This is a genomic window from Streptomyces sp. NPDC013157, assembly GCF_042899865.1.
Classification (GTDB): domain Bacteria; phylum Actinomycetota; class Actinomycetes; order Streptomycetales; family Streptomycetaceae; genus Streptomyces.
Genome location: NZ_JBIBAK010000001.1, coordinates 525,971 through 543,203 on the forward strand (window position 1 = coordinate 525,971; position 17,233 = coordinate 543,203).

At 70.0% G+C, this 17,233-nt stretch carries 15 protein-coding genes and 1 pseudogene; 8 read left to right on the top strand and 8 right to left on the bottom strand.

Translation table 11 applies throughout. From position 1 onward, the window contains the following. Positions 1–9: 9 nt before the first annotated feature. The 4 genes from ACFY6U_RS02410 to ACFY6U_RS02425 form a co-directional block, all read right to left on the bottom strand. Complete coding sequence (locus ACFY6U_RS02410) at positions 10–1,404, bottom strand: aldehyde dehydrogenase family protein (RefSeq protein ID WP_390034670.1); 1,395 nt, start codon at positions 1,402–1,404, stop codon at positions 10–12. 100 nt (positions 1,405–1,504) lie between these two features. Continuing rightward, entirely contained in the window at positions 1,505–2,608 is a 1,104-nt protein-coding gene (locus ACFY6U_RS02415; protein ID WP_390034671.1) for an NAD(P)-dependent alcohol dehydrogenase, read from the bottom strand. A 52-nt stretch (positions 2,609–2,660) separates the two neighbouring features. Next, on the bottom strand, positions 2,661–3,518 hold the full coding sequence (locus ACFY6U_RS02420; protein WP_390034672.1) for a MaoC/PaaZ C-terminal domain-containing protein: 858 nt from the start codon (positions 3,516–3,518) through the stop codon (positions 2,661–2,663). Between the two features lie 3 nt (positions 3,519–3,521). Then, on the bottom strand, positions 3,522–4,421 hold the full coding sequence (locus ACFY6U_RS02425; protein ID WP_390034673.1) for an SDR family NAD(P)-dependent oxidoreductase: 900 nt from the start codon (positions 4,419–4,421) through the stop codon (positions 3,522–3,524). Positions 4,422–4,654: 233 nt separating this feature from the next. On the opposite strand from ACFY6U_RS02425, the gene ACFY6U_RS02430 reads away from it, so the two are divergent. Both ACFY6U_RS02430 and ACFY6U_RS02435 read left to right on the top strand, forming a co-directional pair. Then, positions 4,655–5,071, top strand: coding sequence for a Zn-ribbon domain-containing OB-fold protein (locus tag ACFY6U_RS02430; RefSeq protein WP_390034674.1), 417 nt, complete (start codon positions 4,655–4,657; stop codon positions 5,069–5,071). Next, a complete protein-coding gene (locus tag ACFY6U_RS02435; RefSeq protein WP_390034675.1) occupies positions 5,068–6,210 on the top strand; it encodes a thiolase in 1,143 nt (380 codons plus the stop codon). Before ACFY6U_RS02430 ends, ACFY6U_RS02435 begins: the two co-directional genes overlap by 4 nt. 145 nt (positions 6,211–6,355) lie before the next feature. On the opposite strand, the gene ACFY6U_RS02440 is transcribed toward ACFY6U_RS02435, so the two are convergent. After that, a complete protein-coding gene (locus ACFY6U_RS02440) occupies positions 6,356–7,771 on the bottom strand; it encodes a DHA2 family efflux MFS transporter permease subunit (RefSeq protein ID WP_390034676.1) in 1,416 nt (471 codons plus the stop codon). Between the two features lie 256 nt (positions 7,772–8,027). On the opposite strand from ACFY6U_RS02440, the gene ACFY6U_RS02445 reads away from it, so the two are divergent. The 5 genes from ACFY6U_RS02445 (at position 8,028) to ACFY6U_RS02465 (ending at position 13,240) form a co-directional block, all read left to right on the top strand. Next, a complete protein-coding gene (locus ACFY6U_RS02445; RefSeq protein ID WP_390034677.1) occupies positions 8,028–8,633 on the top strand; it encodes a TetR/AcrR family transcriptional regulator in 606 nt (201 codons plus the stop codon). A 59-nt stretch (positions 8,634–8,692) separates the two neighbouring features. Beyond that, positions 8,693–8,992: a hypothetical protein gene (locus tag ACFY6U_RS02450; RefSeq protein WP_390034678.1), complete on the top strand. Its 300-nt coding sequence runs from the start codon at positions 8,693–8,695 to the stop codon at positions 8,990–8,992. Positions 8,993–9,090: 98 nt separating this feature from the next. Then, positions 9,091–10,191, top strand: coding sequence for a substrate-binding domain-containing protein (locus ACFY6U_RS02455; protein ID WP_390034679.1), 1,101 nt, complete (start codon positions 9,091–9,093; stop codon positions 10,189–10,191). Between the two features lie 155 nt (positions 10,192–10,346). Continuing rightward, on the top strand, positions 10,347–11,366 hold the full coding sequence (locus ACFY6U_RS02460; protein WP_390034680.1) for a hydroxyacid dehydrogenase: 1,020 nt from the start codon (positions 10,347–10,349) through the stop codon (positions 11,364–11,366). Next, positions 11,363–13,240: a DUF2264 domain-containing protein gene (locus ACFY6U_RS02465; protein WP_390034681.1), complete on the top strand. Its 1,878-nt coding sequence runs from the start codon at positions 11,363–11,365 to the stop codon at positions 13,238–13,240. The genes ACFY6U_RS02460 and ACFY6U_RS02465 overlap by 4 nt, the downstream gene beginning before the upstream one ends. 184 nt (positions 13,241–13,424) lie before the next feature. On the opposite strand, the pseudogene ACFY6U_RS02470 reads toward ACFY6U_RS02465, so the two are convergent. The 3 genes and pseudogenes from ACFY6U_RS02470 to ACFY6U_RS02480 form a co-directional block, all read right to left on the bottom strand. Then, a pseudogene (locus ACFY6U_RS02470) lies at positions 13,425–13,565 on the bottom strand (IS5/IS1182 family transposase); the annotation flags it as partial. A 643-nt stretch (positions 13,566–14,208) separates the two neighbouring features. Further along, positions 14,209–15,000, bottom strand: a complete 792-nt coding sequence (locus ACFY6U_RS02475) for an SDR family NAD(P)-dependent oxidoreductase (protein WP_390034682.1) — start codon at positions 14,998–15,000, stop codon at positions 14,209–14,211. A 78-nt stretch (positions 15,001–15,078) separates the two neighbouring features. After that, positions 15,079–15,996 carry a helix-turn-helix transcriptional regulator gene (locus ACFY6U_RS02480; RefSeq protein ID WP_390034683.1) on the bottom strand — a complete coding sequence of 306 codons (918 nt, stop codon included), beginning with the start codon at positions 15,994–15,996 and terminating at the stop codon, positions 15,079–15,081. A gap of 285 nt (positions 15,997–16,281) precedes the next feature. On the opposite strand from ACFY6U_RS02480, the gene ACFY6U_RS02485 reads away from it, so the two are divergent. After that, complete coding sequence (locus ACFY6U_RS02485) at positions 16,282–17,136, top strand: oxidoreductase (protein WP_390034684.1); 855 nt, start codon at positions 16,282–16,284, stop codon at positions 17,134–17,136. Positions 17,137–17,233 lie beyond the last annotated feature (97 nt).

The following is a 17,233-nucleotide window of genomic DNA, read 5'->3' on the forward strand; positions in this document are numbered from 1 at the left end:
CCCCCGGTTTCAGGGGTTCGCGATCTCGGTGACGTGGAGTTCGGTGAATGCGGCCAGCCCCCAGGGACCGTTCTCCACACCGATCCCGCTCCACTTCACTCCGCCGAAGGGGGCTTCCGGGGGTGGGACCTGACCGGCCGTGTTGATACGGACCCGCCCGGTGTCGAGCCGGCGGGCCACCGCTCGTGCACGGTCCAGATCCCTGGTCCAGACCGAACCGCCGAGCCCGTACGGGGACCGGTTGGCCCTGCGGATCGCCTCGTCCAGGTCGGTGTACGGGATGACCGGAAGTGCCGGACCGAACTGCTCCTCGTCGACGAGCCGGGTGCCGTCCTCGACGCCACCGACGACGGTCGGCTCGAAGAAGTACCCGTCGCCCGGCAGCCGCCGTCCTCCGGCGGCGATCGTGGCGCCGGCGGCACGGGCGTCGTCGACGAGTTCCTCGATGTGGTCGCGCTGGAACGGCGTGGTGAGCGGGCCGAGTTCGACGTCGGGTTCCAGACCGTTCCCGACCCGTGCGGCGCGCGCTCGGTCGGCCAGGGCGTCGAGCACCTTTCCGTAGAGGCCGCGGGGCACGTAGACGCGCTTGGTCGCTTCGCAGATCTGTCCCGTGTTGGCGAAGGCGGAGAAGAACAGCGGCTCCACGATCGCGTCGATGTCGACGTCGTCGAGCAGGATCGCCGCGTCGTTGCCGCCGAGTTCGAGGGTGATGAGCTTGAGGTCCTGGGCGGCTGCCGCCGCGACGAGCTTCCCGGTCGGCACCGAGCCGGTAAAGCTGATCTTGCGCGGGGTCGGGTGTGCCACGAGGTCGCGGCCGAGCGGCTCCAGGCCGCTGAGCACGTTGAGCACGCCGGGCGGCAGGGTGTCGGCCAGGATCCGGCCGAGGGCGAGGGTCGTCAGGGGGGTGAAGGGGGACGGCTTGAGGACCACGGTGTTGCCGGCCGCCAGGGCAGGAGCGATCTTCCACATCGCGAGCAGGATCGGCGCGTTCCACGGCGTCATCGCGCCGACCACACCGACGGGCCGCCGCGAGATCTCCAGGGTGCGGTCCGGGTAGGTCACGACGCCCTCGTCGGGCATCTCCAGGTCGGCGTAGTAGTCCAGCCAGTCGGCGGAGTACGTGATCTCACCGATCGACGCGACCAGCGGACGTCCCTGCTCCTCGGTGAACAGCGGGCCGAGCTCCTGGGCGGACTTGCGGACCACGGCCGCCGCGCGGTGCAGAACCTCGCGCCGTGCGGCCGCGTCCTGCCGCCACGTGCCGAACGCCCGCTGCGCGGCGTTCATGGCCGCGTCCAGCTGAGCCGGGGAACACTGCGGTGCGCGTCCCACGGGCGCGCCTGTGGCCGGGTTGATGATCTCGAACGATTCGTCTCCGCCGACGGCCTCACCGTCGATGGTCATGAGCGATTGGCGCATGGCGCACCCGCTTTCGAGGTTGGTTGTGGACGAGCGGCGCCGGTGCCGGTCGCATACCGCCGACGACCGGCTGCGGGGCGTGCGGCTACGGAATGAGCACCGGCTTGACCACCCGGCCGGAGGCGGCCGCGTCGACAGCGGTGTTGATCTCATGCAGGGGGAAGCGCTCGACGAGCTTGTCGAAGGGGAACAGTCCGGACTGCCACCACTCGATCATCTGCGGGATGAAGACGCCGGGGACGGCATCGCCTTCGAGGACTCCGGTCAGCCGACGGCCGAAAACGATCTGCTGGGCGGGAAGCCGCAGTTCCTCCCCCGGGGCGGCCAGAGCGCATGTGCCGCCCTGTGCCAGCGCGTCGATCGCCGTGGCGACCACCGCCGACCTGCCGGTGGTGTCGAAGGCGAAATCAGCACCGCCGGTGATGCTCTGGAGCTGCACGGACAGTTCGGGTGATGCCCCGTCGACCGCGTGCGTGGCACCGAGTGTGAGCGCCAGCTCGCGGCGCTCGGGCACGACGTCGACGGCAACGATGGCTCCCGCGCCGGAGATCCGAGCGGCCATCACCGCGGCGAGACCGACCGCGCCCACCCCGAAGACCACGAGGGACTGACCGGGGCGCAGCCCCAGCACGTTGACGACGGCGCCGGCACCGGTCTGCAGGCCACAGCCGAGCGGGCCCAGGATCTCCAGGGGCAGGTCGGGGCTGACCTTCACCACGTTGTGGGCCGTCGCGACCGAGTAGTTCGCGAAGCTCGACTGCCCGAACCAGGTGTTGTTGACGGCCGCGCCCGTGGCATCGGTCAGCGTGGCGTGCGTTCTGGACTCGGCCGTCCCGGAATTCAGGTCGAACCAGGTCGCGCAGAAGTACGGCCGTCCTGTGCGGCACCTGGCACAGTGCCCGCAGCTGTCGTAGCTCAGGACGACGGAGTCGCCGACCGCGACGTCGTCGACCTCCGCTCCTGTGGCCGCGACGGTTCCGGAGCCCTCATGGCCGAGTACGACGGGGTGCACTTCCTGTCCGGCCGGGCCGCGCAGGGCCAGATCGGTGTGGCAGACACCGACGCCGGCGATCCGCACCAGGACGTCACGGGGGCCGAGCGGGCCGAGGTTGAGCGCTTCCCGCGCGAACGGTTCGTCGACGCCCCGGATCACCGCGGCGTCGACCACGGAAGGCAGGGACCCAGCCATGGCGGCTCCTCCATTCAGCTGAGATCAATGGTGTTGTTCGGATTCCGGGCGGTCAGCCGATGGCGAAACAGCCGTCGGACAGGATCCGCTCGCCTCGTTGGTTGTCCACGACGAACCGGTGCTCGGGACCTCGGCCCGACACCGAGACGACGAGGTCGTCGCCGGGGTACGTCGGAGCCGAGAACCGGCCCCGGAGGCTGTGGAAGGCGGCCGGGTCGCCGCCGGCGAACTCGTTCAGCAGCAGCCGTCCGACGATGCCGTAGACGCACATGCCGTGCAGAATCGGCCTGGGGAAGCCCGCCCTGCGAGCGTAGGCCGGGTCCGAGTGCAGCGGGTTGGCGTCACCGGTGAGCCGGTAGAGCAGCGCCTGGTCGAGGCGCGTGGTGGTCTTCAGGGAGCGGTCCAGCTCGGCCTCGGGCACCGGACTTCCGGCGCCGGGCCCCCGTTCGCCGCCCCAGCCGCCGTAGCCACGGAAGAACAGGGTCTGGCGGCAGGTGACGTAGCGCTCACCGGAGACCGCGTCGGAGGTGACCGACTCGGTCTCTATGACCGCGGCTTTGCCCTTGTCCCACACCGCGGTGACCCGCCCGGACGTGACCGCCTCGGCCGACGCCGGCAGTTCCCGGTGCTGCTCCACCTCCTGAGCCCCGTGCAGCATGCGCGACAGGTCCACGTCGTCGAGTTCCCTCAACAGGCCGCCGACTCCGACCCTGCCGCCGTCGATCACCCCGAAGGTGGGCAGTACGCGCTGGGTGATCCCGGCGCTGTTCTCGGTGGTGAACTGCAGCTCCTGCTCGGGGTCGCCGCCGCCGGCGCCCACGGCCAGCGCGTACAGCCGGGTGTCCCGGCTGGTCCAGCTCGTCTCGACGACACCCAGCCGCCGCCCGATGAGTTCGTCGTTGATCGGCACGGGTCAGCCCCCCACTGTCTGCTGCGGGATGCCGGGGATGAAGCCCGGATCGTAGTGGTCGGGCCAGCCGCGCAGCGCCTGAGCCACCGAGTCGATGGTCCAGTCCTCGTCGACGACGGCGGACTCGGCCGGCGTCCAGCCCGTGTAACGGTGGATCTCGCGCCCGAACACGCCGTACACCTGCGCGTTGGAGGTGCATTCCGGGCTGAGCAGCCAGGCGACGAGAGGGGAGACATGGCGCGGCGCGAGTGCGTCCTCCAGCTCCGCGACATGGTCGCCGCTGCCGAGGCCGGCCATGGTCAGCCGGGTCATGGCCACGGGCGAGATGGCGTTGACCCGGACGCCGTACCGTTCGAGTTCGCGGGACATGGAGACGGTCATCAGCGCGATGGCCGCCTTGGCGGCTCCGTAGTTGACCTGTCCCACGTTGCTGTGGAGGCCGGAGATGGCGGTGGTGGTGACCACCGAGGCGTCGACCTTCTGACCGGCCTTCTGCAGGCCGCGCCAGTACGCGGCGGCGTGCCGCAGGATGTAGAAGGTGCCGTACTGGTGGACCTTGATGATGTCGTCCCACTCGGCCTCGGACATGTTGACCAGCATGCGGTCGCGCAGGAATCCCGCGTTGCACACGATCCCGTCGAGTCGGCCGAAGGCGGAGGTTGCGGTCTCGACGATCTGTGCCGCCGAGTCCCAGGTCGTCACGGAGTGCGAGTCGGCGACCGCCTTGCCGCCGAGCGCGTGGATCTCGTCCACGACGTCGTGCGCGGGTCCCTTGCCGTCCTCGTCGAGGTCGTTGACGACCACCGAGGCTCCGGCACGGGCGAGCAGGAGCGCGTGCTCCCGGCCGAGCCCGCGCCCGGAGCCGGTCACGACGACGACCCGGCCTTCCAAACTGCTGGACATAGGTTGCCTCTCACTCCAGGTCGAGCGGGACGGGCGGGTACTTGACGGAGTCACTGCCGCCGACGCCCAAGGACAGCCGCCTGCGGCGACGTCATACGGCGGGCGCATCGATCCTGCCGCCCTTGCAGAATTGAATACTAGAATGCAACTCTAGTCAACCGTCGTCGCCGCATGCCAATATCAGAGCGAGGTTCTAAAAGTGGGCCGACTGTCGACGTGATCCGGAGGGCTCCATGCCCAAGACCAAATTCCTGCCGAAACCCACTCCTGAGACGCAGCCGTTCTGGGACGCCGCCGCTCAGGGCGAACTCCACATCCAGCGCTGCGTCACCACCGGCAGGTTCTTCTTCCATCCCCGGCCCTGTTCGCCCTACGTCTTCGACGGCGCGGTGGAATGGGTCAAGGTGTCCGGTGACGCCACACTCCACTCGTACAACATCAACCACCGTCCGGCCTGGGGCTTCGAGGACGAGGCGCCGTACGCGATCGCCGTCGTCGAGCTCGCCGAGGGGCCGCGGATGATGACGAACATCGTCGGCATCGAGAACACTCCCGAGAACCTGGTCCTTGACATGCCGCTGAAGGTCAGGTTCCAGGAACGCGACGGGGTGGTCGTGCCCGTTTTCGCGCCGGCGGAGGTGACCGCGTGAAGCCCGGTTCGATCGCGATCGTGGGAGCTGCCGAGACCGACCGTCTCGGCGTCCTGCCCGACCACTCCGCGCTCAACCTCAACATCGAGGCGGCCCGCAACGCCCTGCACGACGCCGGCATGACACCGGCCGACATCGACGGGATCGCGAGCACCGGGTTCGCGACCGGTGAAGTCGCCGAGGCCCTCGGAATCCGTACGCGATGGGTCGACTCCACCAGCGTCGGCGGATGCTCCTACTTCCTGCATGTGCGCCACGCGGCCGCCGCGATCACCGCAGGCATGGCCTCGGCCGTCCTCATCACGCACGGCGAGTCCGGCCGCTCCCGGGTGGGCGAACCCGGGCTGAACTTCTCGCCCAGCAGCGGAATGGGCCAGTTCGAGATGCCCTACGGGACCGCGGGCTTCGTCACCATGTTCACGGTGCCCGCGTTGCGGTTCATGAAGGAGTTCGGCGTCACCCACGAGCAACTGGCCGGCGTCGCGGTCGCGCAGCGCAAGTGGGCCCATCCCAACGAACGGGCGTTCCGCCGCGACCTCATCACCGTCGAGGACGTGCTCGCGTCGAAGACGATCGCGTACCCCTTCCACCAGCCCGAGTGCTGCGTGGTGACCGACGGCGGCGGCGCCCTCATCGTGACCTCCGCCGAGCGGGCCGCCGACCTCCCCTCACGGCCGGTGTACATCCTCGGCACCGGCGAGAGCACGACGCACTCGATGGTGTCGCAGATGGAGGACTTCACCACGTCACGGGCCTTCCGCGACTCCAGCGCCGACGCGTTCCGCGAGGCCGGCGTCGGTCCGGCCGACATCGACCACCTGATGGTCTACGACGCGTTCGCCCACGTCCCCCTGTACGGGCTGCAGGACCTCGGCTTCGTCAAGCCCGGCGAGGCGGCGGCGTTCGTCGCGGAGGGCAACACCGAACCGGGTGGCGTCCTGCCCATGAACACCAACGGCGGCGGTCTCTCGTACACGCACACCGGCATGTACGGCATGTTCGCCATACAGGAGGCGGTACGGCAGGTGCGGGGCACCGCCGCCGTGCCCGTTCCGGACGTCGAGCTGAGCTTCGCCCAGGGGGTCGGCGGCATGTTCTCCACCGCGGCCTCGCTGGTACTGGCGGCCGAACGTCCCTGACAGCACCTGTGGAAGACCACAAACGACGCGGTGCCGGTCGATATGACCGGCACCGCGTCTGTGTCGTTTGTGTTGTGTCGTGTCGTCCCTTGCGTGCCAGTCGCCAGATGAAGCGGCCGCCCGCCCAGGGCCGTCCCCGTCGGTCTCAGCTCCGTGAAGGAGTCTCGGCCGCAGCCTCGTCGGCACGGAGTCGGCTGAGTACGGCGTACCGGCGTTTCCCGGGAAGGAGAAACGCCACCAGCAACCCGACGGCAGCGACCCAGAACGCCGTCAGGAAAAGGTTGTTGAAGGCTTCCTGGGCCGTGCCGGCCGGCACGCCTTCGCCGGTCGCGTTGCCGATCTGGGCCACCAGCAACGCACCGAACACCGCCGCGCCCGCCGCCGCCGAGAACTGTCCGGTGAGATTGGTGATGGCGCTGCCCTGCGCGACGTACCGCTGGGGAAGGCTGTTCATCGAAGCGACGGTGACCGGCATGTTGGCGAGTCCGATGCCGCAGCCCTGGAGTACGAGGGCGACCGCGATCTCCCACGAGGGAGTGTCGGTGCGCAGGGTCGCGAACATCCACATACTGACGACGATGGCGACGAGCCCGCAGATCACCGGTGTCCGGGCGCCCACCCGGTCGGTCAGCCGGCCGCCGAGCGGGCCGGTGAGGGCGACGCCTATGGCGGCCGGCGCGAGGAGCAGTCCCACGTACTGCGCGTCGAAGCCGCGTACCGTCTGCAGTTCCACGGCCAGGAAGTTCACCCGCGCGTACTGCGCCACGTTGATGAACGCGGTCAGCGTGACCGTGAGATTGAAGGTCCAGTTCCCGAACATCCGGAAATCGATGATCGGGTCGCTGACCTTGAGCGACCGCACGACAAGCCAGAGGGACAACACGACCACGGCTGCGGTCATGGCCCAGAGAACTGGGGACGTGCCACCCAGCGAAGGAGCCTGGCGGACCGCGATCACGGCGAGAACAGCGACTCCGGAAGCCACGGACCAGCCGAGCGCGTCGAACCGACGGCGTTGCCGGTAGCCGGACGACGGCAGCAGCGCGAGCGCGAAGACCAGCGCCACGGCGGCCAGCGCCACGAAGACCACGAAGATCGACCGCCAGCCCACAGACGTGACCAGCCAGCCACCCACAACCGGTCCCGCGGCCGGTGCGCCGGCGGTGCCGATGCCCCACAGGCCCATCGCCGTGCCCCGTTTCTCCGGCGGGAAGGCCTCCAGGACGATCGTCATGCCGACGGGAATCAGCGCGCCACCGCCCGTCCCCTGCACGAAACGGCCACCGACCAGGAGCGGCATGTCGGGCGCCCAGGCGCACAGCAGCGAGCCGATGCCGAAGACCACGACGCAGGCCGAGTAGACGGTCTTCCGGCCGAAACGGTCGGCCAGCCACCCCGTGGCCGGCAGCCCGAAGACGACGCCGACGAGGAACGCCGTGGCGACCCAGTCGACGTCGATGCTCCCGCCCAGGTCTGCCTCGATGTCCGGCAACGCCACGCTGATCACGGTGATGTTGAGGATCGCGCAGTAGCCGCCGACCAGGACGACCCACAGGGCCACCCAAGCGGATCCGGGAGTGCTGGCTGGACTCGGTGCCGACACAGGACATCCCCATCGTCGAAGCGCAGGTTGGCAATTGGCCAGACCACGTCGGTCCACCCCAACGCTAGAACACAGTACTAGAACTATGCTCTGAAAGTCGATGTCCTTGCCGTGCGCCCGGCGGGGCCGGCAGCGGCGTGGCTAGACTTCCGTTCGGGGCGGAGAGCCGGCCTTCGGTCGTCGTCGGATCGACAGTCAGGGCAGAGGAAGCACCATGAGCGACAACGCCGCCGCTCGGCGCCGGGGTCCGTATGCCACCACGCCGGCCCGGAGGGCGCAGATCGTCCGCGCCGCGCTCGCGAGCTTCGCCGAGCACGGGTTCGAGCGAGCCTCACTCCGTGACATCGCCGCGCGTGCGGGCGTCACGCACGCCGCGCTCCTGCGTCACTTCTCCGGCAAGGAGGAACTTCTCCTCACCGCCCTCGCCCGGCGGGAGGAGCTCGACGAAGAGCAGGCTGACCGCATCCTCGCGGCGGGGACCTCCGGAGCCGCCGTACTCGGCCAGGTCCTGGCCGACGAGTTCGCGGACCCCGATTACCTGCGCCATTGGCTCGCTCTTTCCATCGCGGCGACGAACCCCGCCCATCCGGCGCACGAGTACTTCGCCCGCCGCGGCGAGCGGTTGCGCAGGCGGTTGCGGGACGATTCGGCGCCTGCCGCACAGACGCGTACGAATCTGACCGGTGACGACAAGACGGTCATGGTGCTCGCCATGATGGACGGACTGAGGATTCAGGCCCTTCTCGACCCTTCACAGGATCCGCTGCGCCTGATGGAGCCCTTCATACGGATGCTCATCACTCCGGCCGAGAGCGAATAGTCCGGCATCCGCTCTCACCTGAACATCAGGGACCGCCGCGCGGACCCGCCGAAGGAAGCGTGGCCACCGCGCGAGCGATCTCCTGCCGGAGCTGGTCCATACCGAAGTCGGCGCCGAGCACCATGCGCCGCAGCTCCGGCATGGCGACGCTCCAGCTTGACGCCCTCGCTCCCGCACTCATCGGAGGTACCCGGATCCGGCCCGCCGATGTCGGCGAGGGAGGGAAGCTGCCCGCGCCGATCCCGGTCGGACGTCTCGGCACGCCGGACGAGGTCGCCGCCATGGCCGTCTCGATGGTCACCAACGGCCACCCGACCAACAAGGTGATCACGCTCGACGGCGGTCTGTACCCCCGCTGAGCCCAGGGCCGCCTTCGCTGACCATTGTCGCCACACTTCGAACGATCGTATGCTGACCACCCTGATCGCTCAAATGAACATCCAGGGTGGGAACCAACATGCGTGAGCCGGTCGATGTCAGGCGCCAGCGGATTCTCGCCGCAGTGCAGGAGCGCGGGCTCGCGCGCGTCCGGGATCTCGCCGCCGAGCTGCAGGTGTCGGGGGTGACGATCCGCCGGGACATCGAGGAACTGGCCCAGGAGGGCAAGCTGCGGCGCGGGCACGGGGTGGTGAGTTCGCCACTGTCGGCGCAGGATGCGCAGCAGGAGGCGCGGGAGGGTGGTGGTATCAGGGACGGTGACACTGTTGCCGTGGTGGTGCCGGAGCGGCACTCCTACCTGAACGAGGCCCTGCACAGGGCGCGCGCCGTGTTCGACGCCGCGGGCGTCCGCGTCGCCCTGCACATCGCTCCGCCAGGCCCCGGCGCCGAACGCCCACAGGTGGAACGTGCGCTGGCCGACGGCGCTTGCGGTGTGCTGCTCGCGCCGCGGTGGCGCAGCCCGGATGCCGAGGAAGCCGACTACGGCTGGCTGGCCACACTGGAGGTGCCGGCTGCTCTGATGGAGCGCCGACCGCCCAGAGGCAGTGCGCTGCACGCCTTGGACTCCGTCTGCTCGGACCACTGGTACGGCGCCCAGCTCGCCGTCGAGCACCTTGTGCGGCTCGGCCACCGGCGGCTGGTGTTCGCAACCCGCGACGACAGCCCGACCGCGCGCACCCTGCGCTCCGCGCTGTCGGAGATCGCCGAGGCACATCCACTGGTGGAGAAGTGGGCCTGGACGCTCAGCTCCTCCCGCGCCGGCACCGACCGGGAGCCCGCCGACGTGGCGGACCTGACGACGGTGCTGCGCGAGGTGGGGGCGACGGGCGCCGTCCTGCACGGCGACGTGGAGGCTCTGATGCTGGTGCAGCAGCTCGCCGAGAACGGCGTGCGGGTTCCGGAGAACTGCTCCGTCGTCGCCTACGACGACGTGGTCGCGGGCCTCGGCACCCCGCCCCTGACGGCTGTCTCGCCGCCCAAGGGCGCGGTCGGCCAGCTCGCCGCCCAGCTGCTGCTGCGCCGCATCGAGGATGCGGGCGAGGCGGATGCGCAGCCGGTGCAGCGCGTCGAGCTGCTGCCGAGGCTGACCGTGCGAGGGTCCACACGCTCCACCTCATGAGCATTTGAACGTTTGAATTACTTCTGATCGACATCTTGACTGTTTGAACCCCGGGCATCAGGATTTCCAACAATCGAACAAGCGCAGCGGCTCATCGGCAAACCGGCCGTCAACCAGCCGTCTCCACCGCTTCGTTGAGGAGTTCCCGCACCCTGATGACCGACTCCAAGCTCCGCCCCAGGGCTGCCCTGGCCATGTCCCAGGACGCGGCCACCGTCGTGTTCGCCCCCGACGCCCTCGCCCGGCTCAACACCGTCTGCGACCTCGCCCCGCTCCCCGTCCTGGACGACCTCGGCACACCCAGGGCCCGTGAGATCCTCGCCGAGGTCGACCTGCTGGTCACCAGTTGGCGCTGCCCGCCCCTGGACGCGGACGTCCTCGCGGCCGCGCCGCGTCTGCGCGCGGTGGTACACGCCGCGGGCAGCGTGCGCGGGCACATCACCGAGGCCTGCTGGGAGCGCGGCATCGAGGTGTCCTCGGCCGCGGTCCCCAACGCCCTGCCGGTCGCCGAGTACACCCTCGCCATGATCCTGCTCACCGGCAAACAGGCTCTCGAACGCGCCCACCTTCTCCGCGCCACCCGAACCCTCGAACGCCTGGTGCGGATTCCGCGCACCATCGGCAACCACCACCGCACCATCGGCATCCTGTCCGCGTCACTCATCGGCCGACGGGTCATCGAACTGCTGCGTGAGCACGACGTGGAGGTCCTCCTCCACGACCCGTTCGTCACCGACTCCGAGGCAGCCGAACTCGGCGCCACGCGAGTTGAGTTGACGGAGTTGTTCACCCGCAGCGACACCGTGAGCGTGCACACGCCGTTGCTGCCCGCCACCCGCGGCCTGGTCAGCCGCTCCCTGATCGAGTCGATGCGTCCGGGCGCCGTACTGATCAACACGGCTCGGGGCGCGGTCATCGACCAGGACGCACTCACCGACGCCGCCCGGGCCGGCCGCATCCGGGCCGTCCTCGACGTCACCGACCCCGAAGTCCTGCCGCCCGAGCACCCGTTGTGGGACTGCGACAACGTTCTCATCACCCCCCACCTCGCCGGCTCACAGGGCAACGAATGGGGCCGCCTGGCCGAACACGCCGTCGCCGAGATCGCCCGCTGGACCTCCGGCGCCGGCTTCCTGCATCCCGTACGACGCGAGAGGCTGGCGTACTCGGCATGAAGGCCCCCTTCCAACTCCCTCCGGAAGACAGGGAGTCGAGTCCTCACACCGGTTGGAGCCGGGCCCACTGGGAGGCGGTCGCCGACGGTCTGCTGGCCTCCGCCTGGCGCTGGAGCACCCCGGGCGGCGCCCTGCTCGACCTGCCCGGCCGCCCTTCCGCAGCGGGCGTGCGCTCCGACGGTCTGGAGGGTTTCGCCCGTACGTTCCTCGCCGCCGCGTTCCGTGTGGCAGGTGCCGGCGGCGACGACCCGCACGGCTGGCTGGAGCGTTACGCGAGCGGTCTCGCCGCAGGCACCCGCACCCCCGGCCGTGACGACACCGAGTCCTGGCCGCTGATCCTCGACCACCTGGTCGCGGGTCAGCCCATGGTCGAGTCGGCGTCCGTGGCGCTCGGCCTGCGGCTGACCGCACCGTGGCTGTGGAAGAACCTCGACGCCGACGTGCAGGACCGCACGGAGGAATGGCTGCGCGGCGCGCTGCGGCACACGCCCGCGCCGAACAACTGGTACCTCTTCCCCTACGCCGTCGCCGGGTTCCTGGAGTCGGTGGGCCGCGGCGACGCCGAGACAGCCGCCGTACGGCAGCGCGCACGGGAACTGCTGGAGGGCTGGTACGTAGGCGACGGCTGGTACAGCGACGGCGACGGACGCGCCTTCGACCACTACAACGGCTGGGCCCTGCACCTGTATCCGGTCCTCGACGCCCACCTCGCGGCGGCGGACGCGGAGCCGTACGGCACCCGGCTGCGCGAGCACCTTGAAGGCTTCGGCCTGATGTTCGCCGCGGACGGTGCGCCCGTGTACTACGGCCGTTCACTGACGTACCGATTCGCCGGCTCCGCGGCCGTCGGCCTGGGCGCCGTCACCGGCCACACTCCGTTGTCCCCCGGCACTTCCCGCCGCCTGATCAGCGGTTGCCTGCGTCACTTCCTGGAGCGGGACGCCCTCACCGAGGACGGCCTGCTGAGCCCTGGCTGGTACGGCCCGCACGAGGCGACCCTGCAGACCTACTCCGGCCCGTCCTCCCCGTATTGGTCCTCGAAGGCGTTCGTAGCCCTTCTCGCTCCGGCGGACCATCCGCTGTGGACCGACCCCGAGGAGCCGGCGCCGACCGAGACGGCCGACCGTGTCCTGGCCCTGCCTGCACCCGGGCTGTTGATCCAGTCGACGCGCGCCGACGGGATCGTACGACTGCACAACCACGGCAGTGACCACGTACGGCCCCATGAAGGCGAAACGACGGCCGACGATCCGCTCTACGGTCGGCAGGCGTACTCGACACACACCGGACCGACCGCTAGCGGGAACGCCGCCGACAACCACCTGTCCGTCGAGGTCGGCGGACGGGGCAGCGTACGGCGTCGCATCCACCCGCTGGGGGCGGGCGGCGGCGACGGCTGGGGCTGGGCCGCCTCCTGGCACCGGCCGGTCTTCACCGCGGGTCCGCCCATGGCCCCGGGACTGCGGGTGGAGAGCATCACGGTGGCCAGGGGCCCGTACGAAGTGCGCGTCCACCGGGTGGTCGGCGCACCGGCCGACTCCCGTGTCAGCCATACGGGTTGGGCCACCAGCCCCGACGGTTCCGTCGTCTCGGCGCTGCACGGTCTGCACGGCTGGGACGACGCCTGCGAGCCGCTCCGCGCCCCGCAGGGCACGGCCTACGCCCGGTGGGCCCGGATACCCCGGCTCACCGGGCAGGCCGGGGGCACCACGGTGCACGTCAGCCTGGCCACCCTGACCGCCGAGCCGGTCTCGCTGGAAGAGGCGGTCACCGAGCTCGTCGTGGAGCACGGCCGAGTTCAGGTGATATGGGCGCTGGACGGGGCCCGATCGGTGATCGGGTTCGGACCGGTGACGGTGTCCTTGCTTCATTGACGGTGGTAGGCGGAGGCAAGTGGTCAGGGGGCCTCGCGACCAGATGTCTGTCGCACTTCTGACCCTTGCGGATGAGGGTCTTGCCCATGGCGGCCCGGCCGCGACGCCGCGGTGGGCCTACGCGGGAGGGGTGTTGCAGAAGGCCGTGATCAGGCGGCCTGAAGCGGTCGGTCCGTCTGTGCGCTCATGCGGCGAGGGCGAGATCGTGCATGCGGGCGACGGCCTGTACGGCGTGGCGGAGGCCGTCGCCGCGCTGCCGGCAGTCGCGGAGGATCTTGTAGTTCTTCATTCGTGAGAACACGTGTTCCACACGGGCGCGGACCTCGGCATTGGTGGCACGCCAGCCTGGTCACCGCCCCGACATCGCAGTTGGGGCGGATGGTGTGTCGTGCCGTAGGGCCGGTCCTGCGGGTGGGGTCAAGGGTCAGTTTCCGTCGGGGACGTGGTCGCGCCAGCTGTGGCGGGGGCGAAAGCCCAGGTGTTTCTTGACTGCCTGGTTCGACAGCAGCGGCGTCCGGTCCCCGAGTTCGGATTTCAGGGGGACGTGGGGGAAGCGCGCTTCGACGACGTCGGGAGCGGGGGTAGCGCAGGGCGTATGTCTGGGTGACCATCATGCCGATGTCGTGTCCGACGAGCGTGATCGGTGCATGCACCCTCCAGGTGGTCGCGGACGAGAGGGTGGATGGTGTGGCGCCAGGCGTACCAGGTCTGTGGTGCCCCGTGGATGAGCACGGCGGCCTTGTCCCCGGAGCCTGCGGTGACGTGGTGCAGACGCACGTTGTGGCCTCACTGCATAGGGTGTGCGGAGCAGAGCGGGCCTGCTGAGCGTCGCGCGACAACCGCGCCACTTCGCGTCCGCGCGACGGTTTCCTCTGGGAAACCACGCGCACGGAGCACCCGGGAAAGCTCCTCGCGGCTGCACCACGGCGGCGCGCTCCCACCTCACGCGCGATGTCGTCCATACGGATCTACGGCTTGGCGTTGGCTCCCTGGCGGCGGGCCTTGACGTGCTCGGGGATGAACCGGTTGAGGAATGCCTGTCGTTTGGTGGCTTTGTCACCGCCGACGACGTGGTCCTTGCCGGCGAGGAGGGCGTCGACTCCTTGCTTGGCGACGAGACGCTTGTCGTTCTTCTGCCCCTTGCCGATGGCGGTCTGTCCCATGCCGGCGCGGGCGTGGAAGTCGCTGTCGGTGGCACCGGGCAGGAGCGCGGTGACGGTGACGCCGCTGCCGCGGAGTTCTTCGCGCAGGGACTCGGCGAAGGAGTAGCCGAACGCCTTCGAGGGCCCGTAGACGGTCTCGTAGGGGGTGGGCATGGTGGCGGAGATGGAGGAGGTGATCAGGATGCGTCCCTTGCCGCGGGCCAGCATGCCGGGTACGACCCGCTTGGCGAGGTGTACGACCGCGTTGACATTGAGCGCGATCAACTCGAGTTCGTCGTGGAGGTCGGTGTCGGTGGCGAAGGCACCGCCGATGCTCCGGCCGGCGTTGAGGACGGCGATGTCGAGGGGGCGGCCGATCTCCTGCACCTGCTTCCACAGGTCTTCGACGCCATCGTAGGTAGCGAGGTCGGCACGGAGCGGATGGACGGTGGCGCCCATGGCCCGTAGCTGTTCGGCGACAGTGTCGATGGCGTCGCCGCGGCCGGTGCCGATGATGTCGTAGCCACGGGAGGCGAGCTGGCGGGCGATCTCGGTGCCGATGCCGTTCGAGGCGCCGGTGACGAAGGCGAGGGGCCGGTTCACAGGCGTGGCAGACATGATCATTCCTTGTCTCTGAGCTGGGGCGGGGAGGAAAGGAGGAGGGGACGCCAGGCCGGGCAGGTCGCCGCGGCGGGCCTACGCGTGGCGGGGATCTTGTTCGTCCGTCCCCTGCCGATGCGGCTGGGCAGTGTGCTCGCCCGCAGCGGCGGGGTGCGGGGCGGACTGGGCGTACCAGCTGGCGAGGATGCGCAGTTTCTCGAGGTCGTCGTCGGTTTTGCCGGCGTAGACGAAGAGGATCTGGTCGGGGTCGCCGGGCAAGGTCAGGGCTTCGTAGGTGATGTCGAGGCGGCCGACGACGGGGTGGTTGAACCGTTTGCTGCCCCAGGTGCGTTCGACCACGGTCCGCTCGGCCCACCAGGTGCGGAACTCAGGGGACACCGAGCGCAATTCGGCGACGAGCTCGGCGATCTGAGGGTCGTTGGGGTTGCGGCCGGCCTCGGCGCGCAGCACGCCGACGACCTCGGAGGTGATCTGCGCCCAGTCGAGGTAGAGGGAGCGGGCGGCGGGGTCGAGGAGCATCCAGCGCAGCAGGTTGCGTTCGCCTGCTGGGCGGTGGTTGAAGGGGGTGAGCAGGGCGTCGAGCAGGTCGTTGGAGGCCAGGACCTCGTTGCGGCGGCCGAGGACGAAGGCGGGCTGGTCGTGCAGCCCGTTCAGCATGCGCAGCAGGTCGGGCCGTACCTGCTGGGGCGGTGCCTGCTGCGCGTTGCGGCGGGGCTGGGGGCGCAGCAGGTCGCGGAGGTACTGGGTCTCGGCGTGGGTGAGCTGCAGGGCCTCGGCGATGGAGAGGATGACGCCTTCGGAGGCGCTGGTGAGCCGTCCCTGCTCCAGGCGGGTGTAGTAGTCCACGCTGACCCCGGCGAGCTGCGCGACCTCTTCGCGGCGTAGGCCGGGTACCCGCCGGCCTGGGTAGTTCGCCAGGCCGACCTGGGAGGGGCGGACCGCGTCACGCCGGGTGCGCAGGAACTTCTTGATCTCCTCGGCATTGTTCGCCATGGCCTCCAGTGTTCCCCGGCTCGCGGAGCGGTTCCACTGGCGTGGGGGGGAAGGTCTTTCCCCGGCAGCAATGGCCCCCGTTCACCGCTTGGTCTGCCACGTTACGGCGTGCATGAATGGTGGGGCGGCCATCGCAGCGACCTTCAAAGGGTCCGCGGCCCGCCTGCCGTGTGCGTGGCACAGGCCGGGGCGGGCGCCGCTTCCCCCGTACACAGCGCCCCCTTCGCCGTCACCCGTGGTGATCGCCGTGGGAGGGGTGCGCCCGTTCCGAGGAAGATCCGCATCGTGACTGTTCAGCAGAAGGTCTGGTTCATCACCGGCTGCTCGACCGGCTTCGGCCGTGCCCTGGCCCAGGAGGTCCTCGCCGCCGGTCACAAGGCGGTCGTCACCGCTCGCAACGTCGCCCAGGTCCAGGATCTCGTCGAGGGCAACGACCAGGCGCTCGCCCTGCCCCTCGACGTCACCGACGCCACGCAGGTCAGGGAGGCCATCGAGACTGCGGAGAAGCACTTCGGCGGCATCGATGTGCTGGTCAACAACGCCGGCATCGGCTACTTCGCCGCCGTGGAGGAGAGCACGGATGAGGAGATCCGCCGGATCTTCGACATCAACGTGTTCGGTCTGTCCGACGTCATCCGTGCCGTCCTGCCGGGCATGCGCGCACGCCGCTCGGGGACGATCGTGAACTTCTCCTCCATCGGAGGGCTCCGCGCCTTCCCGGCCGTCGGCTACTACGCCGCCACCAAGTTTGCCGTCGAGGGCCTGACCGACGCCCTGCGCCAGGAGGTCGCCCCGCTGGGCATCACCACGCTGCTCGTGGAGCCCGGGCCCTTCCGCACCGACTGGGCCGGCCGGTCCGCCAACGAGACGCTGCCCGAGCGGGAGATCGCCGACTACGCCGACACGGTCGGCGCGGCGCGTGCCGGATTCCGGGCGGACACCGGCAAGGAGCCCGGCGACCCCCACGCCGCCGCCCGCGCGATCATCACGGCCCTCGCCTCCGGCACCCACCCCCAGCGTCTGCTGCTGGGCGCTCCGGCGTACGGCATGGCGATCGAGCAGCTGGAGTCGATGCTCGCCGAGATCCGCGCGAACGAGGCGCTGACGAAGTCGGCCGACTTCGACGCCTCCGCGGCCTGACCTGGCGACAGAATCCGCCGACCGGTGACAACGCCGTACCCCTGGCTCTGTCACCGGCCGGTGGCCCGGGCAACTGCGCTGCCTGCCCCGGCCCCGC